At 46.8% G+C, this 25,604-nt stretch carries 24 protein-coding genes; all 24 read left to right on the forward strand.

Annotation, left to right across the window (positions count from 1 at the left end):
• The first annotated feature begins 9 nt into the window (after positions 1-9).
• On the forward strand, positions 10-960 hold the full coding sequence (locus GGC63_RS28835; protein WP_192705220.1) for a bifunctional riboflavin kinase/FAD synthetase: 951 nt from the start codon (positions 10-12) through the stop codon (positions 958-960).
• A 155-nt stretch (positions 961-1,115) separates the two neighbouring features.
• The gene (gene rpsO, locus GGC63_RS28840) at positions 1,116-1,385 is read left to right on the forward strand and encodes a 30S ribosomal protein S15 (protein WP_079910222.1); all 270 of its coding nucleotides are present in this window, start codon (positions 1,116-1,118) and stop codon (positions 1,383-1,385) included.
• A gap of 255 nt (positions 1,386-1,640) precedes the next feature.
• Entirely contained in the window at positions 1,641-3,743 is a 2,103-nt protein-coding gene (gene pnp, locus GGC63_RS28845; RefSeq protein ID WP_192705221.1) for a polyribonucleotide nucleotidyltransferase, read from the forward strand.
• Positions 3,744-3,887: 144 nt separating this feature from the next.
• Positions 3,888-4,937 (forward strand): polysaccharide deacetylase family protein, encoded by a 1,050-nt coding sequence (locus GGC63_RS28850; RefSeq protein ID WP_192705222.1) that lies wholly within the window; start codon positions 3,888-3,890, stop codon positions 4,935-4,937.
• A 61-nt stretch (positions 4,938-4,998) separates the two neighbouring features.
• Positions 4,999-6,249, forward strand: a complete 1,251-nt coding sequence (locus GGC63_RS28855) for a M16 family metallopeptidase (protein ID WP_192705223.1) — start codon at positions 4,999-5,001, stop codon at positions 6,247-6,249.
• Positions 6,242-6,688, forward strand: coding sequence for a dUTP diphosphatase (gene dut, locus GGC63_RS28860; protein WP_225948563.1), 447 nt, complete (start codon positions 6,242-6,244; stop codon positions 6,686-6,688). Before GGC63_RS28855 ends, dut begins: the two co-directional genes overlap by 8 nt.
• A 205-nt stretch (positions 6,689-6,893) precedes the next feature.
• Positions 6,894-7,793, forward strand: a complete 900-nt coding sequence (dpsA, locus tag GGC63_RS28865) for a dipicolinate synthase subunit DpsA (RefSeq protein ID WP_079910217.1) — start codon at positions 6,894-6,896, stop codon at positions 7,791-7,793.
• Positions 7,790-8,386, forward strand: coding sequence for a dipicolinate synthase subunit B (locus tag GGC63_RS28870; RefSeq protein ID WP_079910216.1), 597 nt, complete (start codon positions 7,790-7,792; stop codon positions 8,384-8,386). The genes dpsA and GGC63_RS28870 overlap by 4 nt, the downstream gene beginning before the upstream one ends.
• Positions 8,387-8,415: 29 nt before the next feature.
• On the forward strand, positions 8,416-9,456 hold the full coding sequence (locus GGC63_RS28875) for an aspartate-semialdehyde dehydrogenase (protein WP_192705224.1): 1,041 nt from the start codon (positions 8,416-8,418) through the stop codon (positions 9,454-9,456).
• A 158-nt stretch (positions 9,457-9,614) separates the two neighbouring features.
• Positions 9,615-10,832, forward strand: coding sequence for an aspartate kinase (gene dapG / locus GGC63_RS28880; RefSeq protein WP_192705225.1), 1,218 nt, complete (start codon positions 9,615-9,617; stop codon positions 10,830-10,832).
• Positions 10,833-10,854: 22 nt separating this feature from the next.
• Entirely contained in the window at positions 10,855-11,730 is an 876-nt protein-coding gene (gene dapA, locus GGC63_RS28885) for a 4-hydroxy-tetrahydrodipicolinate synthase (protein ID WP_192705226.1), read from the forward strand.
• Between the two features lie 188 nt (positions 11,731-11,918).
• Positions 11,919-13,595, forward strand: coding sequence for a ribonuclease J (locus tag GGC63_RS28890; RefSeq protein ID WP_192705227.1), 1,677 nt, complete (start codon positions 11,919-11,921; stop codon positions 13,593-13,595).
• 337 nt (positions 13,596-13,932) lie between these two features.
• A complete protein-coding gene (locus GGC63_RS28895) occupies positions 13,933-14,667 on the forward strand; it encodes a ClpP family protease (RefSeq protein ID WP_192705228.1) in 735 nt (244 codons plus the stop codon).
• The gene (locus tag GGC63_RS28900) at positions 14,664-14,885 is read left to right on the forward strand and encodes a YlzJ-like family protein (RefSeq protein ID WP_192705229.1); all 222 of its coding nucleotides are present in this window, start codon (positions 14,664-14,666) and stop codon (positions 14,883-14,885) included. The genes GGC63_RS28895 and GGC63_RS28900 overlap by 4 nt, the downstream gene beginning before the upstream one ends.
• Before the next feature lie 78 nt (positions 14,886-14,963).
• Complete coding sequence (locus GGC63_RS28905) at positions 14,964-17,504, forward strand: FtsK/SpoIIIE family DNA translocase (RefSeq protein WP_225948564.1); 2,541 nt, start codon at positions 14,964-14,966, stop codon at positions 17,502-17,504.
• A 151-nt stretch (positions 17,505-17,655) separates the two neighbouring features.
• Entirely contained in the window at positions 17,656-18,438 is a 783-nt protein-coding gene (sleB, locus tag GGC63_RS28910; protein ID WP_192705231.1) for a spore cortex-lytic enzyme, read from the forward strand.
• A gap of 88 nt (positions 18,439-18,526) precedes the next feature.
• Positions 18,527-19,810, forward strand: a complete 1,284-nt coding sequence (yfmF, locus tag GGC63_RS28915) for an EF-P 5-aminopentanol modification-associated protein YfmF (protein ID WP_192705232.1) — start codon at positions 18,527-18,529, stop codon at positions 19,808-19,810.
• Between the two features lie 2 nt (positions 19,811-19,812).
• Entirely contained in the window at positions 19,813-21,099 is a 1,287-nt protein-coding gene (gene yfmH / locus GGC63_RS28920) for an EF-P 5-aminopentanol modification-associated protein YfmH (RefSeq protein WP_192705233.1), read from the forward strand.
• Positions 21,096-21,854 (forward strand): elongation factor P 5-aminopentanone reductase, encoded by a 759-nt coding sequence (ymfI, locus tag GGC63_RS28925; RefSeq protein WP_192705234.1) that lies wholly within the window; start codon positions 21,096-21,098, stop codon positions 21,852-21,854. Before yfmH ends, ymfI begins: the two co-directional genes overlap by 4 nt.
• Before the next feature lie 76 nt (positions 21,855-21,930).
• Positions 21,931-22,179, forward strand: coding sequence for a DUF3243 domain-containing protein (locus tag GGC63_RS28930; RefSeq protein WP_079910204.1), 249 nt, complete (start codon positions 21,931-21,933; stop codon positions 22,177-22,179).
• Positions 22,180-22,275: 96 nt separating this feature from the next.
• A complete protein-coding gene (locus GGC63_RS28935) occupies positions 22,276-23,121 on the forward strand; it encodes a hypothetical protein (RefSeq protein ID WP_192705235.1) in 846 nt (281 codons plus the stop codon).
• Between the two features lie 109 nt (positions 23,122-23,230).
• Entirely contained in the window at positions 23,231-23,995 is a 765-nt protein-coding gene (locus GGC63_RS28940; RefSeq protein WP_192705236.1) for a DUF3388 domain-containing protein, read from the forward strand.
• A gap of 43 nt (positions 23,996-24,038) precedes the next feature.
• Positions 24,039-24,899: a helix-turn-helix domain-containing protein gene (locus GGC63_RS28945; RefSeq protein WP_192705237.1), complete on the forward strand. Its 861-nt coding sequence runs from the start codon at positions 24,039-24,041 to the stop codon at positions 24,897-24,899.
• 148 nt (positions 24,900-25,047) lie between these two features.
• Positions 25,048-25,539 carry a YajQ family cyclic di-GMP-binding protein gene (locus GGC63_RS28950; protein ID WP_192705238.1) on the forward strand — a complete coding sequence of 164 codons (492 nt, stop codon included), beginning with the start codon at positions 25,048-25,050 and terminating at the stop codon, positions 25,537-25,539.
• The last annotated feature ends 65 nt before the right edge of the window (positions 25,540-25,604 follow it).

Here is a 25,604-nt window from a genome sequence, read left to right on the forward strand (position 1 = left end):
ACATATTCGATGCAATCTATACATTTAAATTACCCAATAGTCGAAGGTAAAGATTCGATAGCTACAGTACCCCAGGTATTGGCCATCGGGGAATTTGACGGCATTCATCTCGGTCATCAGGAAGTGATCAAGCGGGCGCTGCAGACGGCGAAGAACATGCATATTCCTGCATCGATCATGACCTTTCATCCTCATCCCAAAGAGGTGCTGGGGCAGCATAAATACACCCAGCTGCTCACGCCCGCCAACGAAAAGGAACGAATACTTGCCGGGATGGGCTTGGATAACAGCTATTTGGTTGCTTTTGATTCGGAGTTTATGAAAGTAACCCCGGAACAGTTTGTGGAGAATATGCTGATTCCTATGAATGTGAATACGGTGATCGTGGGCTTCGATTTTACCTTTGGCTTCCGGGGTGCAGGTACGCCGGATACGCTCTGCGAGCTCGCAGCGGGACGCTTTGCCGTTGAGGTGATACGGCCGTTTTTGCTGAACGGCAGCAAGGTAAGCAGCACGCTGGTGCGCGAATATTTGCAAAGCGGACAGCTGGAGGAGGCAAATCTCTTGTTAGGCCGTCCTTACACTATTACCGGCACCGTTGTGACCGGGGACGGGCGGGGTCGCACGATCGGTTTTCCGACAGCGAATATAGAAATGTCCGAATCCTTTGTCATTCCGACGCTTGGCGTGTATGCCGCTAAAGTGATTGTGGATGGAGAGGTACATCATGCGGTCATGAATGTCGGGAAAAAGCCGACCTTCGTTGAACATTTGGATAAGCCCACTTTGGAGGCTCATTTATTTGATTTCTCACGCTCGATCTACGGAAGCTCTGTCACGGTAGAATTTATTTCTTTTCTGCGGCCTGAGCGCAAATTCGGTTCCGTGGATGAACTAATTACCCAAATCCGCTCGGATGCGGATAGGGCGCGGACAATTTTGGCAGAAAAATATTCATAATTTCATTTCTTTATTTTACATTTATCCTGCATCTGTGCTATACTATAAAACGTTGTCGAACCAATAGGGTCCGGCATGAACCATGGCATGGAGATTCGACTACTCCGGCGCTCTCTGGGCCATTGGGGATATTCAATTATGGAGGTGAATGAACGATGGCATTGACACAAGAACGTAAGCAAGAATTGATCCAAACGCATAAAACTCATGAATCCGATACAGGATCTCCTGAAGTGCAAATCGCAATTCTTACTGAAAATATTGTGAACCTGACAAACCATTTGAAAACACACAAGAAAGACCACCACTCTCGTCGCGGTCTTTTGAAGATGGTAGGTCAACGCCGTAAGCTGTTAACTTATTTGAAAAACAAAGACGTTAAACGTTACAGCGCCCTTATCGAAAAGCTTGGTCTTCGTCGATAATCAGATTGATTTCAAAGGAGCAACCACGGTTGTCTGCTGTTTGGGTCCGTTTTGGGCTCGGACAGGGGCAGCGCGGTTGCTTTTTCGTATGTTTCTTTTAGCCGAAGCGAGATTTATTTCGAAAAAGAAGGAAATACTAGGCATTATGAAGAAGTGTTAGTAGAACCATTCAGCATCGTGTAGGAAGAAAGTTTCTTGACCGGAAGCTGTCGCTTACGTAGAAAGTTTCTTAGCAGAAACTCTTAGGAGGATTTTATGGAAAAAAGAGTACAAATGGATTTAGGCGGGCGCCCGCTCATTCTTGAAACGGGTCGTCTAGCCAAGCAAGCGAATGCTGCCGTAACAGCACGTTACGGGGACACCGTGGTGCTTTGTACGGTGACGGCTTCCGCCGAACCGAAGGATCTTGATTTCTTTCCGTTAACCGTGAATTATGAGGAGCGTCTGTATTCCGTAGGTAAAATTCCTGGCGGGTTCATCAAACGTGAAGGCCGTCCGAGCGAAAAGGCGATTCTCGCAAGCCGTTTGACAGACCGTCCGATCCGCCCGCTTTTCCCTGAAGGCTTCCGTAACGACGTACAAGTCGTAGCCATCGTTATGAGCGTGGATCAGGAATGTTCTCCGGAAATTGCAGCCATGATCGGGGTTTCCGCTGCGCTCAGCATCTCCGATGTTCCGTTCAACGGACCTGTTGGCGGCGTTATCGTAGGCCGTGTTGACGGGCAGTTCGTCATCAACCCTACTTTGGAGCAAGCGGAGAAGAGCGATATTCATCTCGTAGTAGCAGGCACCAAAGATGCTATTATGATGGTAGAAGCGGGCGCCGATGAAGTGCCTGAAGAAGTCATGCTGGAAGCGATCATGTTCGGTCATGATGAAATCCGCAAAATTGTAGCAGCCCAAGAGGAATTGGTGCAAGTTGCCGGAAAGCCGAAAATGGAAGTTAAGCTGCACAGCGTTGATGAGACCGTAAATCGCGAAGTGCGCGCCTATGCACAAGAACGATTGGTTGAAGCGGTTAAAATTGCCGAGAAGCATGCAAGACAAGATGCGATCGACGCCATCAATGCCGAGACGGTAGAGCACTTCACAGCCCAATACGAAGAAACGCCTGAGAAATTGGCCGATGTGAAGGAAACGCTGTACGATATCGTCAAGGAAGAGGTTCGCCGTCTTATCACTCACGACAAAGTAAGACCGGATGGACGCGCCTTGGATGAAATTCGCCCGATTGAATGCGATATTAATCTGCTGCCGCGCACACATGGCTCCGGTTTATTCACACGCGGTCAGACTCAAGCGTTGAGCGTTTGTACCTTGGGAGCATTGGGTGACGTACAAATTCTTGACGGTTTGGACTTGGAAGAAACTAAGCGTTTCATGCATCATTACAATTTCCCTCCGTTCAGTGTCGGGGAAGCCAGACCGCTTCGTCCTCCAGGCCGCCGCGAGATTGGTCACGGAGCATTGGGTGAACGGGCACTTGAGCCGGTTATTCCATCGGAAACCGACTTCCCTTATACGATTCGTCTCGTATCTGAAGTTTTGGAGTCCAATGGTTCCACTTCCCAAGCAAGTATTTGCGCAAGCACCTTGGCTATGATGGACGCTGGCGTTCCTATCAAAGCTCCTGTAGCGGGCGTTGCCATGGGTCTTATTAAGGATGGGGATCATTTCTCGATCTTGACCGACATTCAAGGCATGGAAGATCATCTCGGGGATATGGACTTTAAAGTAGCTGGCACTGCAAGCGGGGTAACGGCACTTCAAATGGACATTAAAATTGACGGTATCGACCGGGCCATTTTGACACAGGCATTGGAACAAGCTAAAAAAGGCCGGATGCACATTCTGGGCAAAATGCTGGAGCGCATTCAACAGCCTAAGCCTCAATTGTCGCCATACGCGCCAAAAATTGTTACTATGCAGATCAATCCGGATAAAATCCGCGATGTCATCGGTGCAGGCGGTAAAATCATCAACAAAATTATTGAAGAAACCGGCGTAAAAATCGATATCGAGCAAGACGGCCGCGTATTTATCGCTTCCTCCAACGAGCAAATGAACGAAAAAGCCCGTCAAATTATCGAGGGCATCGTGAAGGAAGTCGTTGTTGGTGAAACCTACCTGGGTACCGTTAAGCGCGTTGAAAAATTCGGCGCATTCGTAGAAATATTGCCTGGCAAGGAAGGCTTGGTCCATATTTCTCAGCTGTCTACAGAGCGTGTAGCCAAGGTTGAGGACGTTGTGGCTGTTGGAGATACCATTACCGTTAAAGTGACTGAAATCGATCAGCAGGGCCGTGTGAATTTGTCACGTAAAGCAGTATTGACGGCGCAAGTACCTGCCCAATCATAAAATATTAGCCATCTATAGCAAGAACGAGAAAGAGTCAGAGTCGTCTGTCTCTTTTTGTTTTGCCTGAAAACGGATGCCCGAGTCATAATCTTGTCCCAAGGCGCATATGAATGGGACAAACGATCTAACGACAGGAGCAAGGTTATGAAACGAGTTCAGGTGTTAGTATTGTCCGGTATTTTCGCAGCCGCATTCTTCGGTATTCAGCAGTCAAAAAGCCTGCAGGCATTTGTACAAGATGCGAAGCTCCGTCAATCCAGTTCCGCAGCATCATCGCCGGGGCAGTGGACTATTTCTTCAGCCGCGGCTTCTGTATGGGGAGGAATGAACCGGCTGGAGCAGGATCGACGCGAGGCATTGAAGCAAAGAATACAACAGGAAGCACAGAGGCGATACATAGCTCCTATTAATGCCAAAGTGGACCGAGTATGGAAAGCCATCCCCGGCTATAACGGGCTTGAGGTGGATATCGAGCAATCCCTTGCGCTAACCGAACAGCAGCCGAATACGGACAACCTGAAAATCGTAACCAAAGAGATTAAGCCTGCCATCGGTTTGGAACAGCTCGGGCCTCAGCCGATCTATAAGGGAAATCCGAACAAGCCTATGGTATCGTTGATGATCAATGTGGCCTGGGGGAACGAGTATCTGGACAAGATGCTGGACGTATTGGAGAAGGAGCAGGTCCATGCGACGTTCTTCTTTGACGGAAGCTGGTTGAAAAATAATATCCCTACGGCACTCAAAATCAAGGAAAAAGGACATGAATTGTCCAACCACGCCTATTCCCACAAAAACATGAGTGAGCTTTCTAGCGCTAAAGCTACCGAGGAAATCACGAAGACCCAGCTTCTTCTTGAAAAAGAATTGGGGGTGCAGAACAGGCTGTTTGCTCCTCCATCCGGTGATTTCGATCAAGAAACGGTCAATATAGCGCATTCGCTTAAGCTTCAGACGATCCTGTGGACTTTGGATACGGTAGATTGGATGAAGCCCGAGCCGGCTACCATCATCCGTAAAATATCGACAAAAGTAGAGCCGGGCTCCTTGATCTTGATGCATCCTACAGCGTCTTCCAGCAGCGCTTTGCAGCAAATGATCAAGATCATAAAAAGTAAGGGGCTTGTACTGGGGACAGTCAGCGAGTTAATTTCATCAAATCGCGTTCCCGAAGTTGAGTCTGCTCCGCATTAATGGTAATATCATTAAGATACATAAAGATACATACAGAGATTTTCCGAGGAGGCTCCATTCATTGAATAAATATGTATTAAACAATGGGCTGCGGGTCATCGTGGAACCAATTCCTACGTGCCGCTCCGTATCTTTCGGAATTTGGGTGAAGACAGGTTCGCGCAATGAACATGTGCAGAACAACGGAATCTCCCATTTTATCGAGCATATGCTGTTCAAAGGAACAGATCGATATTCCGCCAAGGATATTGCCGAAATCTTTGATGGAATTGGCGGGAACGTGAATGCGTTCACTTCCAAAGAATATACATGCTACTACGCCAAAGTGCTCGATGAGCATTTACCTATAGCAGTTGAAGTTCTGGCTGATATGTTTTTCCGTTCTTCGTTCGATCCGGAGGAGCTGGAGAAAGAAAAGAACGTTATTTTTGAAGAAATCTCCATGTATGAAGACACTCCGGACGATATGGTTCATGATTTAATTGCGAAGGCGGCTTTCGAAGAGCATTCATTAGGCTACACCATCATAGGAACGGAAGAGAATCTCTCGGCGATGGATTCGAATACGCTTCGTCATTACATGAAGGATCAATATTCCATCGATCGCACCGTTATTGCTATTGCCGGCAATGTGGACGACAGCTTGATGGCCTTGATAGAAAAGCATTTTGGCGAATTCCAAAATACGGGAGCAGAGCAAACGTTAGTCACCCCGTCCTTTGCCGGAAATTTGATGTTTCATGAGAAAAAGTCCGAGCAAAACCATATCTGTCTCTCCTTCCCGGGCTTATCCGCCAAGGATGACCGCCTATATGCCATGGTTCTATTAAATAATGCTATCGGCGGGGGAATGAGCTCCAGATTGTTCCAGGAAATTCGTGAAAAAAGAGGCATGGCTTATTCCGTTTATTCGTATCACACCTCCTATCAGGATGGCGGAATGTTTACGATATACACTGGAACGGCACCGAAGCAGACAGCCGATGTTTTGAAGGTTACGATGGAGCTCATGAGCGAGATCAAGCAGAAGGGGCTCACTGCCGCAGAACTGAAGAAAGGGAAGGAACAAATGAAAGGCAGCTTGATCCTGAGCCTGGAAAGCACAAGCAGCAGAATGAACCGTTTGGGTAAAAATGAGCTTATGCTGGGTAAGCATAACACGATGGACGAAATCATTGAACGGATCGAAAGCGTTCAGCTGTCCGACATTCAAGACATGGCCAATCATATGATGTCCGTGCCGTTCGCGCTGGCTATGGTCGGCCAGAAGGATGATGTCATCGACGGCTTCAGGAGGGATCAGCTTGTATAACGTACAAATCAAGAGACTTCCGGGCAATGAGGACATTCAGCTTCCTCAGAAGATGTCGGCATTGGCAAGCGGCTTTGATCTGCATGCCGCCGTCAGTGAGCCGATTACTTTGCAGCCTGGCGACCGGATGCTGATCCCGACCGGATTCGCCCTGGCTATGCCGGATGAGCTGGAAGCGCAAATTAGACCGCGGAGCGGGCTTGCTTATAAGAATGGAATCACAACTTTAAACTCGCCGGGTACTATTGATGCGGATTATCGAGGGGAAGTCAAGGTGCTTCTAATCAACCACGGCAAGGAGCCCTTTACCATACAAAGAAATGAACGAATAGCCCAAATGGTATTTCAGGTTGTACCTGCCATTCAATTAACAGAGGTAGACGAGCTGTCGGAAACCGTGCGCGGCGCCGGAGGCTTCGGCCATACCGGGACCAAATAACAGAAACACCTTCCTTCGCAGGAGGGTGTTTTTTTCTTGGCATTATATCATTTTCGGAGATTCCGGCAGAGGACAAGGGGCTTCAAAATCAATGTCGAACTATGCGGGGGGTTCTTAATAGGCATCAATCTCGTGTCTGTAACCCATCCTTGGGCGGCCGCATAAGATGAGTTATCGAAAGCGACTTAGAAAGAGGTGAGATTGAATGCTAACAGGAATTCAAGTGGCTCTCATCGGTGGTGATGCACGCCAGCTTGAAGTTATTCATAAATGCTCTGAGCTTGATGCTTCCATCGTGCTGATCGGTTTTGATAATTTACAAAATCAATTTAGCGGCATCACCAAAACAGAGCTGAGCCCCGAAGCCCTTGAGGCAGTGGATGCAATCATACTACCTGCTGTTGGAACCGATGATCACGGAAATGTGGAAAGTATCTTTTCTACATCCGAATTGAGGCTTACGGAAGAACATTTCAAAGCTTTACCCAAGCATGCAAGAGTGTTTACGGGAATGGCGAAGCCTTATTTACGGAAACTGTGCTCACAGTACTCCATCAGACTAGTCGAATTGTTCGATAGGGATGATGTTGCCATTTACAACTCCATTCCAACCGCCGAAGGCGCCTTAATGATGGCTATTCAGAACACGGATTTTACGATTCACGGCTCCAATTCGATGGTGCTCGGATTTGGCAGAACCGGCATCACTTTAGCCAGAACTTTGCAGGGGCTGGGGGCTAAAGTGAAGGTTGGCGTCAACAAGCCAGAGTACTATGCAAGGGCTTGGGAAATGGGCTTTATCCCTTTTTATACGCAGGATTTGTATACTCAGGTGGCGAATATTGACTTGCTTTTTAACACAATTCCGTCTATGATAGTCACAGCACAAATAATTGCCAATATTCCACATCGTGCAGTGATCATTGACTTGGCCTCCAAGCCCGGCGGAACTGATTTTCGTTTTGCCGAGAAGCGGGGGATCAAGGCTTTGCTTGCGCCAGGACTCCCTGGAATTGTTGCGCCGAAGACAGCCGGCCGCATCATTGCCGACACCTTGAGCCGAATTATCCTTGAGGATGCAGGACAGAGGAGGAATGTGGAATGAATTGGCAGGGAAAGACCGTAGGCTTTGCTTTAACAGGGTCGCATTGTACGTTTGCTGAAGTAATGCCGCAAATTCAACGGTTTGTGGATGCCGGAGCCAAAGTGGTTCCGATTGTTTCGTTCACGATACTTACGACAGACACCCGATTTGGAACGTCTGAAAATTGGCAGAAGCAGTTGAAGGAAATTACGGGCAATGATATTATTGCCTCGATTGTAGATGCGGAACCACTGGGGCCATCCAAATTACTTGATGTGCTCGTCATCGCGCCTTGCACAGGGAATACGACCAGCAAGCTCGCTAATGCAATGACAGAAAGTCCTGTCTTGATGGCCGCGAAGGCGCAAATGCGCAATCAACGGCCTGTTGTTTTGGCTATTTCCACGAATGATGGACTTGGTCTTAATTCTATGAATATCAGTAAGCTGCTGATTACCAAAAACATTTACTTTGTCCCGTTCGGTCAGGATGCTCCAATGGCGAAGCCTAATTCGCTCGTCGCCCGCATGGATCAGATTATGGAAACCTGCGAAGCGGCTTTAGAGGGAAAACAGCTTCAGCCGATGATCATTGAACGGTTCAATTACCAATAATGATTTTTGCATAGGGAGAGACGAACAAGATGTCGAACCAAAAATTATTCAACGTTGCGGTAGTCGGAGCAACAGGAGCGGTCGGAGAACAAATTCTTCGTTTGTTGGAAGAACGCAACTTCCCTATTCAAGAATTGAGGCTGTTGTCTTCGGCCCGTTCCGCTGGGACCAAGCTGAAATTCAAAGGACAGGAACTAACCGTTGAAGAAGCGACAGCCGATAGCTTTCAAGGCGTAGATATCGCTTTATTTAGTGCTGGAGGCAGTGTGAGTCTCGATTTGATACCGCATGCGGTTCGCCATGGAGCGGTATGTATCGATAATACGAGCGCATATCGTATGGATGAGGAAACGCCATTGATTGTTCCGGAAGTGAACATCGACAAGATCAATGAGCACAAAGGGATCATTGCGAATCCGAACTGCTCTACAATTCAATTGGTAGCTGCACTAAAACCATTGTATGATCGGTATGGCATTTCTCGAATCATCGTTTCTACTTACCAAGCGGTATCCGGCGCAGGCTCCCGCGCCATTGATGAAATGCTGCGACAATCACGAGAGATTTTGGCCGGGAACCCGGTTGAACCGCAAATTTTGCCGGTTGGGGCACTACCGGTCAAACATCAGATTGCATTCAATGCAATTCCGCAAATCGATAAATTTATGGATAATGGCTTTACTTACGAAGAAATGAAAATGATCAATGAAACGAAAAAAATATTGGGAGACGACACGCTTGAAGTTACAGCAACTTGCGTGCGTATTCCTGTAGTTTATGGACACTCGGAATCGGTCTATGTCGAGCTGAAGGAAGCTTTTGATATAGAGGAAGCAAAACAATTGATCTCTGATGCTCCAGGCATCGTGCTTTTGGATAATCCTGCGGAGCAGCAGTACCCTCTTGCTACGGATGCCGCAGGTAAGCTGGATACATTCGTTGGTCGTGTGCGTCGTGACCTGAGCAATTCGCGTGCTTTGAATATGTGGATTGTTTCGGACAATCTGCTGAAAGGCGCTGCCTGGAACGCCGTACAAATCGCAGAGTACATCGCTATCGAGCAGGAGTAATCGAGGCAGGCTTCCTAACGGAAGCCTAGCTTTTCTTTTATAATGAACCGTTTTCAAAAAGAGGAAGGCAGCATGATTTTGCTGTCAGCTTGTACTTGAGAGCGGTATGAAATGCTTACGAAGATGGCTTTCTAAAGAAAGCCTGTAGGAGGGACCTCATGAAAATTCTGGTTCAGAAATTCGGAGGCACGTCCCTTTCCAACGCCGAGGCAAGAGCACAAGTCATAGAACATATCGAAGCTGCTATAGAACAAGAATACAAGCTAGTCGTCGTCGTATCGGCAATGGGGAGAAAAGGCGAGCCCTATGCAACGGATACGTTATTGGATTTTATTCATCAGAACGGCAATCAGTTGCCGCCACGCGAGAAAGACATACTAATGTGCTGCGGAGAAATCATTTCGGCCGCAACGTTATGCAGCTTGCTGTGCGCAAAAGGAATTCCCGCCAGTGTTCTGACCGGAGCTCAGGCAGGGATAATTACAAATAACGATTTTGGCAATGCCCAGATCGTTTCTATTAAACCAGCGAGAATCCTAGAATTGCTAGAGGCGGGTCAGGTTGTTATCGTAACAGGCTTTCAAGGTCAAACGAAAACGAATGACTATACGACCTTGGGCAGAGGCGGCAGTGACACGACGGCAACAGCTTTAGGAGCTGCCTTGAAGGCGGAAATCGTCGATATTTTTACCGATGTGGACGGCATTTTGACGGCTGATCCGCGAATTGTCGAGGATGCGAGACGCCTTTCGGTCGTCTCCTATTCAGAGATTTGCAATATGGCTCATCATGGTGCCAAGGTGATCCATCCTAGGGCGGTAGAAGTGGCCATGAACGCCAGTATTCCGATACGGGTACGATCTACCTTCAGCAAGGACCCGGGAACTTTGGTTACGCATCCAGACGCCATTAGTCAGGACCGAAATGTGATTCAGGACCGTTTTGTAACGGGAATCGCAAGCTTTTCGAATACTTCTCAAATTCAAGTGGCAGCAGGTGAAGGAGTTTATGACTTACAGCTGCAAGTATTCAAAGCCATGGCTCAGCATCATATCAGTGTTGATTTCATCAACGTGAATCCGTCCGGAGTCGTCTATACGGTTTACGATCATGAGCTGGACCGTGCTGTCCGCATTTTAAATGAACTAGGATATAAACCGCAATGCACCTCAAACTGTGCCAAAGTATCAATTATTGGTGGAGGAATGAATGGTGTGCCTGGGATTATGGCGCAAATTGTAGAGGCATTGACGGAAGAAGATATAAGCATTCTGCAATCGGCGGATTCGAATACGACCATATGGGTGCTTGTCCAGGGCATCGACATGGTCAAAGCGGTCCGGGCATTGCACCGAAAATTTGAGTTACATCGATAAAAGACTGTAGGGGGAAAACGCAGTGGATTTCGGTAGACTAATTACGGCAATGGTAACGCCATTTGATGCTAATTTGCAAATTGATTGGGATCAGGTGGCCAAACTGATGGACTACTTGATTGAAGAACAGGAAAGCGACAGCTTGGTGATTAATGGTACAACCGGTGAGTCGCCAACCTTGACCGATGAAGAAAAGCTGCAATTATTTCAATTTACAGTAAAACATGCTAAGGGACGCTGCAAAATTATTGCCGGTACAGGAAGCAACGACACGGCTCATTCCATCCATTTATCCAAGGAAGCCGAGAAGCTCGGCGTCGATGCGCTGCTCCTGGTAGCTCCTTATTATAACCGACCTTCTCAGGAAGGATTGTTCCAGCATTACAAAGCTATTGCCGAGGCGGTTTCCCTGCCTTGTATCCTATATAATGTGCCAAGTCGAACCGGTGTTAACATTAATGTAGATACTACCATCCGGTTGTCTCATATTCCAAATATTGTAGCTACCAAAGATTGCGCCGATCTCGACCAGATTACGCAAATTGCTCATGGTGCAGCTCCGGGTTTTGTTGTGTACAGCGGCGAAGATAACATGACACTGCCGGCTCTGTCCGTTGGCGCTTACGGTATTATCAGCGTAGCGAGCCATGTGATTGGAAAAGATATGAAGAATATGATAAACTGTTATTTGCAGGGAGATGTTCGTGAAGCAAGCCAGATCCATGCCAAACTTCATCCGATTTTCAAAGGATTATTTGCATGTCCTCATCGAGTTCCAAACCCGGCTCCTGTGAAGTTCGCTTTGAACCGCAAGGGGATTGAAGTCGGAGGAGTTCGTTTACCGTTAATAAATGTAACCGAAGAAGAAGGACGATTCATTGCTTCGCTATTTGAGTGAGATGTCTTAGAAAATCGGTGCGTTTTTTAGCATCGGTTTTATTTTTTTAGGTAACAGTAGGCAGTAAAAAAGGGTGAACTTGTAATTACAGTTTTTCTTCATGTATAATGGTGGCAAGTGACTGGTGCGGTTTTTGGTTTTTGGTTCTTACAAAAATTCGTCGTCAATTTTAATTAGGAGGTATTTCTTTGTCAAAGAAAAATATGGATAAGCTTTCGATCTTTGCTCTGGGCGGCGTGGGCGAAATCGGAAAAAATATGTATGTCATTCAGTATGCCAATGATATTGTGGTCGTCGATTGTGGTTTAAAGTTCCCTGAGGAGGACATGCTCGGTATTGATATTGTCATTCCGGATATCACGTATTTAACGGAAAACCGTGAGAAAGTCAGAGGAATTATTATAACGCACGGGCACGAAGACCATATTGGCGGCTTGCCTTACGTTCTGAAGCATTTGAATGTTCCTGTATACGGTACCAGACTAACGCTCGGGTTAATCGAAACTAAGCTTAAAGAAGCGAATTTGTTGGGTGAAACCAAACGAATTCTCATTAACTCGGACAGCGAACTGAAGCTCGGAACCATTACCGCTACATTCTTTAAGACCAACCATAGTATTCCTGACTCCGTCGGTGTATGTCTTGAAACCCCGGAGGGGAACGTTGTTCATACAGGAGACTTTAAATTTGATCAGACTCCTGTTAATGACCAATATGCTGATTTGCACAGTATGGCGGCTATCGGGAAAAGGGGCGTCTTGGCTCTCCTTTCGGATAGTACCAATGCAGAGCGACCAGGATATACGGGCTCGGAAAGAAGCGTAGGCATTCAAATCGAGGAAGTATTCCGCAAAGCCAAGCAGAGGGTTATCATTGCCACCTTTGCTTCGAATATTCACAGAATTCAGCAGGTTGTCGATGCTTGTGAAGCTACCCGCAGAAAATTAACCGTCATTGGACGGAGCATGGTCAACGTTGTAGGTATCGCACATGAGCTTGGTTATTTGCGTATTCCAGATGGCATGCTGATTGAGCCGGAGGAAGTGAACAAGCTGGCTGCAGATCGCGTGGCCATCCTGTCTACAGGCAGCCAAGGAGAGCCGATGTCGGCGCTTACTCGCATGGCGAGATCCACGCACCGCAAAGTGGATATTTTTCCGGGGGATACCGTTATTATTGCTGCAACGCCAATCCCGGGCAACGAACGTTATGTCGGCAGAACCGTCGACGAATTGATGCGTATTGGAGCCCATGTTATTTATGGTCCAGGTTCCGTTACAGGAGTTCACGTTTCCGGACACGGAAGCCAAGAAGAATTAAAGCTCATGCTGAATATCATGAAGCCTAAATACTTTATTCCGATCCACGGTGAATACCGTATGCTTCGTCAACACGGCGCTCTGGCTGAGTCTGTTGGTATCGCCAAAGAAGACATTTTTATCGTGGACAATGGTGAAACGGTAGAGATTCAAGACGGTGTTGCCCGCAAAGGTTCTAAAGTAACGGCGGGGAATATTTTAATCGATGGACTCGGAGTCGGCGACGTTGGGAATATTGTTCTTCGCGATCGGAAGCTGCTCTCGCAAGATGGTATTCTTGTCGTAGTTGTTACGCTTAGCAAACAAGACGGTGCCATTTTATCCGGGCCTGATATTATATCCCGAGGTTTCGTGTATGTTAGAGAATCGGAAGGCTTGCTGGATGAAGCAAACCGGATCGTAACAAGCACACTGAATCGTTTAATGAATGAAAATGTAAATGAATGGGCTTCCTTAAAGACTCATGTTAAAGATGCTCTAGGACGATTTTTGTACGAACAAACCAGAAGAAGACCTATGATCCTTCCAATTATTATGGAAGTATGATCAAAAACCACCAGTCAATAGCTTGAAACCGTTCATTCATACAGGTGTTTGCAATCGATCACTGCAAAAAGACCGCATAGAGAAATTCTCTATGTGGTCTTTTTTTATCTAACGATTTATCAGATTCCGATGATGTAAAATTCATGTGGAGATAAAATCAACTTTGCTGTCGAAGCCGAGTTGTACTAAAGCAAACCTTAAGATCGCCCAGCATTGAAAAGCATTTGTAGATACTTGTCATATTTATGGTATTCCTTTGCCAATGCCGCATATTTTTCCCCTCTCGATCCATACTATGGGAGATGATGTGACCATAGACTAGGGAGGAATTTCCTTTATGAACAATTTCACTCAAGACACACTGCCCCAGCAACCGAATGACGAAGCCAGAAAAAATCCGACGGTTGAAAATATTCAACAGCTAGGTCAAACGGCTACGCCTGGGACCGACTCCAATATTTTTTGTATGACGATCATCGGTCAGGTAGAGGGACATATTGTGCTTCCGCCGCAAAATAAAACGACAAAATATGAGCATTTGATCCCGCAGCTGGTTGCAGCAGAACAGAACTCGAAAATCGAAGGGGTTCTAATCATTTTGAATACGGTTGGCGGGGATGTCGAAGCTGGTCTTGCTATCGCCGAAATGATATCGACGTTGTCTAAGCCGACCGTAACTTTGGTACTGGGGGGGGGACATTCGATCGGCGTACCGATCGCAGTTTCTTCCAATCATTCTATTATTGCAGAAACCGCGACGATGACCATACATCCTATCCGATTGAATGGACTGGTTATTGGAGTACCTCAGACTTTTGAATATTTGGATAAAATGCAGGAGCGGGTCAATCGCTTCATCACGAGCCACTCCAGGATAACCGAAGAAAAACTAAAGGAACTGATGTTTAAAACCGGTGAATTAACGAGAGACATTGGAACCACCGTTATCGGGCCGGATGCGGTTAAGTACGGCTTGATCAACGCGATCGGCGGTGTCGGCGATGCCATTCGTGAATTGAATCGCAGAATTGAAGAGAAGCGTACCTCCCAAACAGGGGGCATGGTGCAATGATCCATTATACTATATTGCCGTTGGATGTGGTGATGGAAGGCATTGAGGAATTGGAGGATAACTCTATGGAGATCGTTCTGAACGGGATCACCATGCAGGTTCAGCCTCTCAACTCCAATCAAGCGACCATTGTCCGGTTAATCAGCGGCAATCCGCAGGATTATTTGAATCCACAGTATACCCCTGGCCGCGTAATTGAGTTTCAACCGAAAATCTAGTTCCAAGGTCTGATTTTTGCCATCATATTAAGGTTCTATCCAAAGTATGGTATAATTTGTACTTGGGGGTGAGCCGCGTTGGCAAGGCCAAAGAAAAGAAGCAAGGTTATGAAAACGAATTTGAAATATGAGCTGTACGGCATTGTCATCTTGACGCTGTCTGTCATTGCGATATCCCAAGAAGGTCCAGTAGCCCGATCGTTTAAGTATTTGTTCCGGTTTTTGATCGGATCGATGGAATTTGTTATTCCGCTTGTGTTTATCTATCTTGGATTGTACGTGATGGTAAAAAGAGCTTGGCCCGTATGGAGAACCACTCGCAAGGCCGGGATTTTGCTGATTATTTTGGCATTTATCCTTATGAGCCATATCACGCTCTTTGACGATATGTACCCGAAGGGGAAAATCACTGCAGGGATGATTATGTCGCAGTCCTGGTCCAGCCTGATGACGGCGATGGAGGCCTCAGATAAGGGACGAGCAGCCCTTGACAGAGAAGTCGGAGGGGGCATCCTTGGTGCCAGCCTGTACAGCTTGTTATTCTTTTTGTTCGCAAATTTGGGAGCAAAGCTGATCCAATACATGATGATCCTGATAGGGATTCTGCTGGTAACCCGATTGTCCATCGCCGACATCATTCAGAAGGTCAAGGGCCGCCGGAAGTTCGAGGACACGCTGCTTGGACAATACATATTACAGAAATTATCAGCCCGCAAGCATAAGCCTGCCCCGGCAGCTGTTAAGAAAAAGGCCGCCGTCATCCCGTACATTCCGGAGGATAACGAGTTTGACGAGGAGACTTTGAAGCCGGAGCGCAAAGAGAAGAAGAGCGGTAAGAAACGCTCCTTATTCTTTGATCTGATACAGCCTAAGTCCAAATCGGAGCCGGTTGAGCAGCAATTAAACGGCCAGGAAGAGGACTTGGAAGAGACGGAGCAGGACAGCAGAGAGTCTGTGAAGACTAAAAAAGAGCAAGTGGTTTATCACGGCGGGGACGAATTGGACGAACCCGAGCAAGAGCCGTTTATTCCTGTCATACGCGACTTCCAGGAGCATGTGAAGCAAGAGGCTCTACAGCCTGAGAATGAACCGCCTCAAGCGGCTCCGGCAGCTGCCAAGACGAAGCAGGAACCGGGTGCATCGGATGATGATGTTCCGGCTCCGGAAGATTTTGATATTCATAATAAGCCTTTGGAGGTGCCGTATGAGCTTCCGTCCTTCCAGCTGTTAGCCAAGCCTAATCTTTCCAAGGGAGCGGAATCGCTGGATTACAAGGCGGTAGCCCGCAAGCTGGAAGCAACTCTCGAAAGCTTTGGCGTAAGAGCCAAGGTGCTTGAGGTGGTTAGAGGTCCTTCCGTAACCCGGTATGAAATTCAGCCGGATGTGGGCGTCAAGGTAAGCCGCATTGTGGGCTTGACTGACGACATCGCGTTGGCCTTGGCTGCCAAGGATATCCGGATGGAAGCACCTATCCCAGGCAAATCCGCTATAGGGATCGAGGTACCTAATACGGAAGTATCGATCGTAACCATGAGAGAGGTTATGGAGACAACGGCCTTTCAGGAGTCCAGCTCGAAGCTGTCCATTACTTTTGGGCGGGATATCTCCGGTCAGCCGATCGTCGGCAATCTGGCCCGCATGCCGCACATGCTCGTGGCAGGTGCAACCGGTTCAGGTAAATCCGTTTGTATTAACGGAATCATTACCAGTATTTTGTATAAAGCCAAGCCGGATGAAGTGAAATTTCTCATGATTGACCCTAAGATGGTTGAGCTAAACGTATACAACGGTATCCCGCATCTGCTGGCTCCGGTTGTTACGGATCCGCGCCGGGCCTCACTGGCATTGAAGAAAGTCGTTGTTGAGATGGAAAAACGGTACGAGCTTTTCTCCAAGAGCGGTACGCGAAATATCGAGGGCTATAACAATATGCTTATAGAGACCCAGACAGGCGCTCCACTGCCTTATATCGTTGTTATTGTCGACGAGTTGGCGGACCTCATGATGGTAGCGGCCAATGATGTCGAGGATGCGATATGCCGATTGGCGCAAATGGCGCGTGCGGCAGGAATTCACTTGATTATTGCTACGCAAAGACCATCCGTCGACGTCATTACAGGTGTCATCAAGGCCAATATTCCTTCCCGGATTGCCTTCGGGGTTTCCTCACAAGTCGATTCCCGAACGATACTTGATATGGCGGGGGCGGAGAAATTGCTCGGTCGAGGTGATATGCTCTATCTGCCGATGGGGGCTTCCAAGCCTGTACGGGTACAAGGAGCGTTCTTATCGGATAGCGAAGTGGAGGCCGTCGTTAACTTTGTCAGAACCCAAGGTCAGGCCAATTATGTGGAGGATATGGTACCACAGGTTGAGGAGCAGTCGGAAGTGCCTGATCAGATGGAAGACGAGCTGTACGATCAAGCTGTGCAAATCATACTGGAAGCGAAGCAAGCCTCCGTCTCCTTGCTTCAACGGCGTATGAGAGTGGGGTATACCCGGGCTGCCCGATTGATCGATTCCATGGAGGCCAAGGGCATTGTTGGTCCCTATGAGGGCAGCAAGCCAAGGGAAGTGCTCGTATCTCTGGAGCAGTACCAAAGCCGTCTTTCGTCATAAAAATCTAAAGAGAGCGTGCCATTTCAGGCATGCTCTTTTCCTTTGCGTTCATCCCATTACTTTCCTGTTTTATCTGAATAGAAGCTTACTTCCTTTCTCATAATAACCTTAAAAAGGTTGCCAAAATGAATGTGGGAAAGGTGAGTAGTTGATGAACAAACGTCTTGTTTTTATTACGTTCTGCTTGGTTTTTGTTTTGTTTGCAGGCTATCAAGTCAAGCACCGGCTTGAGGTCAAGCAAACGTTCAGTAAAACCGATATTCACTATGGAGCTACTGGCAAGGATGTTTATGAGCTTCAAGGGAGACTCAAGCTGCTAGGATTTTATAACGGAGCTGTGGATGGTGATTTTGGGTACAACACCTTGCGGTCTCTGAAATGGTTCCAATCGGAGTTTGGATTGAATGTTGACGGAATTGCTGGCCCCAAAACCAAATTGAAGCTGTGGGAAGCAACCAAGCACTATCGCCCTACGGCGGAGGAGCTACCTCCATCCAGCCAAACAGGCAATGCAGGAGCAGGTACAAGCGAAGGCGGGGGGGAGAACGCGAATTTGCCGGCTACTAATCACCTGGGCTTGTCCGAGCAGGACCTGAATTTGATGGCAAACGCCGTGTACGGCGAGTCGAGAGGCGAACCCTACATAGGTCAAGTGGCTGTTGCGGCCGTCATTCTGAACCGTGTGAAATCGCCTAGCTTTCCGAATACCGTCTCAGGAGTTATTTTTCAGCCGGGTGCTTTTACGGCGGTAGCCGACGGTCAAATCTGGCTGACGCCTAACGAAACGGCGAAAAAAGCCGTCAGAGACGCTTTAAACGGAAATGATCCGAGCGGCGGATGCATATATTATTTTAACCCGGAAACAGCAACCTCCAAATGGATATGGACCCGTCCTCAAGTCAAGCAAATCGGCAAGCATATCTTTTGCATGTGATGGATTGCAAGAAGTAACCCTTGTGGTTGCTTCTTCTGTTTATGAAGGAATATAATGGTATAAAGCCAACGAAAGGAGCAATGTCCCGTTGAAAAACATTCAATTTGAGCGTGGCACCATAAGGAATATTCGCGTGCATGTGCTGCCTACAGAACAGTTCAAAACCTACGCTTTATCGGTATATATCGGAACTCCACTGGAGGAGCAATCTGTGACCCCGACGGCCTTTACTCCCTTTGTACTGCGCCGCGGTACCCAAGCCTATCCGGAAACCAAACAATTCCGTGAACGATTGGATGATCTGTACGGGGCTGGCTTCGGATTTGATATTTACAAGCGCGGGGATTACCAGATGGTTCAATTCCGTATGGATGTAATTCAGGATCATTATGTGAGCAGCCCGGAATCGTTATTGAAGAATGGGATTCAGTTTCTCGGTGAGTCCCTTACTAAGCCTGCGCTTGAGAACGGCCGGTTCGTCAGCAAATATGTCGATTCGGAGAAAGTCACACTGCAAAAAAGAATCGAAGCTATCGTTAATGACAAAATAAAATACGCAGCAGAGCGTTGTATTGCTGAAATGTGCAGCCAGGAGCCTTACCGGTTGCATCCGCTTGGCAGCATCGAACAGCTGGCGGGTCTGAGTCCTGAATCGTTGTACGCCTATTATCAGCAGTGGCTTAGAAATTCGGTTATAGATATATATGTAGTGGGTAAAACGAATTTGCAGGAGGTTCTGCCGCTGATTGAGCAAAGCTTCGCAGTAGACCGGACTCAAACCGGCAGCTATGCGAACAAGCCGGGTCATCGTCAGGTGGAGCAGGTGAAGGAAGTCGTTGAACGGCTCGATGTGAACCAAGGAAAGCTCAATATGGGCTTAAGAGCCTACACCACTTATGCGGATTCTACATACCCGACCATGTTGATGTATAACGGTATTTTGGGCGGTTATCCTCACTCCAAGCTATTTACGAATGTGAGGGAAAAAGCGAGTCTTGCCTATTACGCATCCTCGCGGCTGGACGGTCATAAAGGAATCCTTACGATTCAATCGGGGATCGAAATTCAAAATTATGAAAAAGCCGTTTCGATCATTCGTCAGCAGCTGGAGGCAATGGCCAAAGGGGATATTAGCGAGACGGAGCTTCAGCAGACCAAGGCTATGATCACAGGGCATTTGCGCGAAATGCAGGATTCTGCATTCGAGTTGATTGCGTTTGATTTTAACAATATATTATCAGGCGTAGAGAGATCAGTGCCGTCCTTAATCCAGGATGTGCTGTCAGTGGATAAACAAGATATTCAAGAGGTGGCCAATCAGGTCAAGCTCGATACGATTTACTTTTTGCGCAACCGGAAGGGAGGAGAATAAGCATGAAGGCAATTCCTTATCCTCATGTGAATGAAACATTATATGTAGAGCAGCTTCCTAACGGATTGTCGGTATTTCTTCTGCCGAAGGAAGGCTTTCAGAAGACTTATGCTACTTTCTCCACTAAATATGGCTCCATCGATAATCACTTTAAGGTGTTGGGCGGAGAGGAGAAGCGGGTTCCTGACGGCATCGCGCATTTTTTGGAGCATAAGATGTTTGAGGAGCCTACCGGGGATATATTTGCAGTGTTCGCTTCTAACGGCGCATCCGCCAACGCCTTTACAAGCTTCGATAAAACCGCTTATTTGTTTTCGGCGACGGAGCATATTCGTGAAAATATCTCCACATTAATCGACTTTGTGCAGCATCCATACTTTACGGATGAGAATGTGGAGAAGGAAAAAGGAATCATCGGCCAGGAAATTAAAATGTATGAGGATAATCCGGATTGGCGATCCTATTTTGGATTGATCGAAGCGATGTACCACAAGCATCCTGTTCATATTGACATTGCAGGAACAGTTGAATCCATTTCTCATATAACCAAAGAGCTGCTGTACGATTGCTACTATACGTTCTATCATCCGAGCAATATGAGTCTGTTTGTCGTCGGCGGGATCAAGCCGGAGGAAATTATGGAGCTGATCCGCAATAATCAGGCAGGCAAGGATTATAAGCCGCAAGGGAAAATCGAACGCTTCTTTGAGAACGAGCCATCGTCGGTAAGGCAAAAGGAGAAGGTTACGGTTCTGCCTGTATCGCTTCCCAAATGCTTGTTCGGCTGCAAGGAGCCTGATCAGACCGCCGCGGGCAAGGAGCTGCTTGAGCGCGAGCTTTCGATGAAGATCCTGTTGGACGTCCTGTTAAGCCCTAGCTCCGACATTTATCAGAAGCTGTATGACGAGCAGCTGATTTCCGATAACTTTGGAAGCGAATATAACATAGGCGAAAACTACGCCTTTACAGTCATCGGCGGTGATACCAAGGACCCTGACCGTCTTATTGCAAGAGTTCAAGAGGAGATCGATAAGGTTAAGACGACGGGAATTCCGGAGGCAAGCTTCGAGAGAAGCCGCAAGAAAAAAATTGGCGGTTTCATGAGGCTGCTCAACTCACCTGAGGCGATCGCCAATGAATTTACGAAATACCGGTTCAAAGGAATTGATCTTTTTGACATATTGCCGGCTTATGAGCAATTGACGTTAGCCCAAGTGAATGATAGGCTGCGGCAGCATTTTGACTGGAATCAATTGGCGGTTTCCATCGTAAGAAGCGAACAACATTGAGTACATCACCTCGCCCCTTTACCGAACAGACCGTACTTGTTACGGGTGCCAGCAGAGGGATTGGGGCGGCTATTGCTGAACGGTTTTCTTCCGTTGGAATGAATGTCGTCATTCATTATTTACAGTCTCATGAGGCTGCCAACGAAACAGCCCGCAGCTGCATGAAGCACGGCGCCAAGGTGCTTACAGCAGCTGCCGATTTACGAAGCAGAGAGCAAATATTGCGCTTGCAGGAAAAACTGGAGCATCATAACATGATGCCGGATATTTTGGTCAATAACGCAGGGATCTCCCACTACGGTCTTTTGTCCGATGTTACGGAAGAGATGTGGGATGAAGTGATGGACGTCAATTTGAAGGGCGTATTTTTGGCAACTCAACAGTTCATGAAACCGATGATAAGCCAAAAATATGGAAGAATAATCAATGTATCCTCCATATGGGGGATTTCGGGTGCATCCTGTGAAGTGATCTACTCTACCGCTAAAGGAGGCATAAATGCTTTTACGAAGGCATTAGCCAAAGAACTCGCTCCTTCAGGAGTCACCGTTAATGCCGTTGCTCCCGGTGCGGTAGATACGATGATGATGGCCAATTTCGATATGGACGAGAAAGCGGCTTTAGAGAATGAAATCCCGGTAGGACGCTTTGCGCAGCCAGATGAGATCGCTTCATTGGTATATTTTTTGGCGCTTCCGGAATCAGGGTATATTACCGGACAAATCATAAGCCCTAATGGCGGCTGGCTGACCTGATTGCTGAATATTTAGACCTCCTTTTGCGAACATTAGTAGTCGTAGTGATACTTTTACTTAAAGGAGGCTATTTCAAATGGCAACAGCGTTGAAGGTTTTTGAACGTTGGAAGGAATTTTTGGGCGAGCGCGTAGACCAAGCGCAAAAATCCGGTATGAGCGACGAAACGATCAGCAAGATTGCATTCCAAATCGGTGAATTTTTGGCCGATAAGATTGATCCGGAAAACAATGAAGAAAGAGTATTGAAGGATCTTTGGGATGTAGCTGACGAGACGGAGCGCAAGACAATGGCTCGCCTGATGGTAAAGCTTGTTAATAAATAAAATGATTTTTTAGCGGCCTCCTTCATGGGAGGCTTTTCCGTGCTATTCATGATATACTTAATTAAAGTATGTTGCAGAAAGGCGGCAAGGTTAGTTTTGAGTATTCTGAGATGGGCAAAAGGCATAACAATTCTTATATGCATATTCCTTATTGTAAGTGGCTGCGGCAAAAACATCCCCGCAATTGATCCGGCAGTTCTTCAAAATAAAGTGTCGGTGCTGGTCATAACGGCGCCAAACTTAAAAGAGCCTGCCAAAACCGCGTTCTCCAAAACATTATTATCCTGGCGAGATACACAAAACGTCGCCTTTGAATGGATCTCGGATGTAACGGGTATTTCGGAAGATCAGTCCCGGAAAATACAAACGGTGCCTTATGATTACATAATAGTAGCCGGTAATGAATTGAATCGGCAGCTCCAGTCTTTTGCATCGACAATTCCCGATAAAAAGTGGATCTTTATCGATGATTCCATAAGTCAATCCCAAGCGGAGGTTTCGGCCTCCAACATCCAATGGAAGCAGACAGGACCCGGCTTTATGGAAACTCAATGGGGCGAATGGGTCAAGCAGCAGCAGGTCATAGGCAAATCATTTGAATGGGTGACGGTTTCCACGAATCCTATCCCATCGGCCTGGGCCCCTTCGGAAGAAGCCGAGCGAATATCCCTGTCCGACGCAGAAGGCTGGTATCCTCAATTTCAGCTTCAAGTAAAGCAGCATGGTCCGGATTGGCTTGCCGTATATTCTCCTTTAGAGGCTAGTGTATTGCAGCGTATGAAAAATTTACAGGTCCCCATCATCAATATGGCCTCCACCTCCATCGATGTGAATTGGGATGCCGTCCTTCAATCCGTATTGACTCAGATGCAATCGAAGCAATTGAAAGCAGGAATTGCGCCTTTTACCCAGCAAGAAGTGCAGGTATCAAAGCCGCAGTAAACTTTTTGCTTGATGCAGAAGGAATTATGCGAAATTTGTAGAATATTTTCGTAAGATGTTACAAAATATGAATAGATGGTCTCTTGACATCGGTTAGAGGTGTAAACAAATGGAAATGAAACAATGGTACATGGAATATCGAATTTTCAAAAACCGTCCCGGCTTGTTGGGCGATGTTGCCTCCTTGATGGGGATGCTGGACATAAATATTGTAACCATTAACGGTGTGGAAGATCGTACGCGCGGCATGCTTCTTCAAACTAATGATGATGAAAAAATTGCCTTAATGGGTAAAATGTTGAAAAAAGTGGATAATATAACTGTAACGGCATTAAGGGAGCCGAAGCTTGTTGATATACTGGCCGTAAGACACGGACGTTATATTGAAAGGGATTCCGATGATCGGAAGACCTTCCGCTTTACTCGTGACGAGCTTGGTTTGCTTGTTGATTTCCTGGGCGAAATTTTCAAGCAGGAAGGAAATCAGGTTGTAGGTCTTAGAGGGATGCCTCGCGTCGGCAAGACGGAATCCATCATTGCCGGAAGCGTGTGTTCTAACAAGCGATGGACCTTCGTATCATCCACGCTGCTGCGTCAAACGGTAAGAAGCCAATTATCCGAAGACGAGATGAACACGAACAACGTGTTTATTATCGATGGTATTGTTTCTACATTGCGTTCTAATGAAAAGCATCATATGCTTTTACAAGAAATAATGAGCATGCCATCGACCAAAGTCATTGAGCATCCGGATATATTCATTCGGGAATCCGAGTATACCTATGATGATTTCAATTATATTATCGAGCTTCGAAATACGCCGGATGAAGAAATATCCTATGAGAGCTTTACAACCGGATTTGACGAATACTAAGCATTTTTGCAACTAAGGACATTTACAGAAGAGGGGTGAAAACATGTCAGATCTTGGACAGCTGCTCCAAAAAGCGAGAATGGAGAAGAAGATTTCGCTTGAGCAGCTTGAAGAAACGACGAAAATTCGAAAGCGGTATTTGGAAGCGATCGAAGAAGGAAACTATAAAGTGCTGCCTGGCAACTTTTATGTCAGAGCTTTTATAAAAAGCTATGCTGAAGCGGTAGGCATGGACCCAAATGAGGTTCTCCGCATGTACCAGAATGTAATTCCGACTCCTGAGCCTGAGCATGTTGAGCCGATTCGGGCTAAGAGAACTACGAGAAATACGGAGAGAATCGGGAAATATGCATCTACTGCGATGATGGTTTCCTTCGTTGTGCTCATTCTTGGGATTATTTACTACTATCTCAATATGAACTACAATAGCGGCCAGAATGAAGCGAATCCTAATAGCGAGCCGAGCCGGGTTACGGATAAAAGCGTTCCAGCTCCTACAGTGAGCAATGATACGTACGGAATCACGTTAAACGATAATAAAGCAGCGGCAACGGTAACTCCGACGCCGACTCCGCCACCGGCTCCAGCCGTAGAAGTGAAATTGGTGAAAAGCCAAGGAGGCATCGATTATTACTCGGTTTCCAATACAGAAAAGCTGAATATCGACATGAAAGTAACCGGGGAGGCTTGCTGGGTACAAGTGGATTCGCTCGGACAGCCCAAAAAAACAATAGATGAAGGCACCTACAAAAATGGAAATAACCCTAAGTGGGATTTGGACAGCTCTGCGTTTCTAGTATTTGGAAGAGCTAATGCCGTGGAGCTAACGGTAAACGGAACTTCCATTGCTTTGGGGGATGCGCCGAACGCCAAAAGAATCCAGCTTGATCTAGTTAAAATGTAGCTTCTGTTTACGTTTCGTGAATTAAGGTTATGCTGGGGTAAGATTAGGAAATGCCGATCAAGACACCACGGAAGCGATAGCCGAAGGTGTCTTTTTATGTTATTCTTCGATATAGGGAAAATATAGGATAAAGAAGGGTGTGTCACACATGAGCAGTGAAAGTTCATTCGATATCGTATCCAAAATGGATATGCAGGAATTGAACAATGCCATTAACCAAGCGGAGAAGGAGATTGCCAACCGCTTTGACTTTAAAAACAGCAAAAGTAAAATATCTCTCGAAAAAGAAGAGCTGGTCGTCGTATCGGACGATGAATTTAAGCTGCAAAACGTACTGGACATATTGCATTCCAAAATGGCTAAGCGCGGAATCTCCTTAAAGAACCTCGAATACGGTAAGATTGAAGGTGCATCCGCATCAACCGTGCGCCAAAAAATCAAGCTGAAGCAAGGCATCGATCAAGATAACGCCAAGAAAATTAACATTCTGATCCGCGATTCCAAGCTTAAGGTAAAAAGCCAGATTCAAGGTGATCAAATTCGGGTTACCGGCAAGAGCAAGGATGATCTCCAACAAATTATTCAGCTCCTTCGTAAAGCGGACTTGCCGCTGGAGCTTCAATTCATGAACTTCCGGTAAAGCTACCGTGAGCTACTTATGATATCGAGAGCCTTTAGTGGCAGGGCTTCTCTTTTGACACGCTT

The sequence above is a fragment of the Paenibacillus sp. OAS669 genome, from assembly GCF_014873645.1.
Lineage (GTDB): Bacteria > Bacillota > Bacilli > Paenibacillales > NBRC-103111 > Paenibacillus_S > Paenibacillus_S vulneris.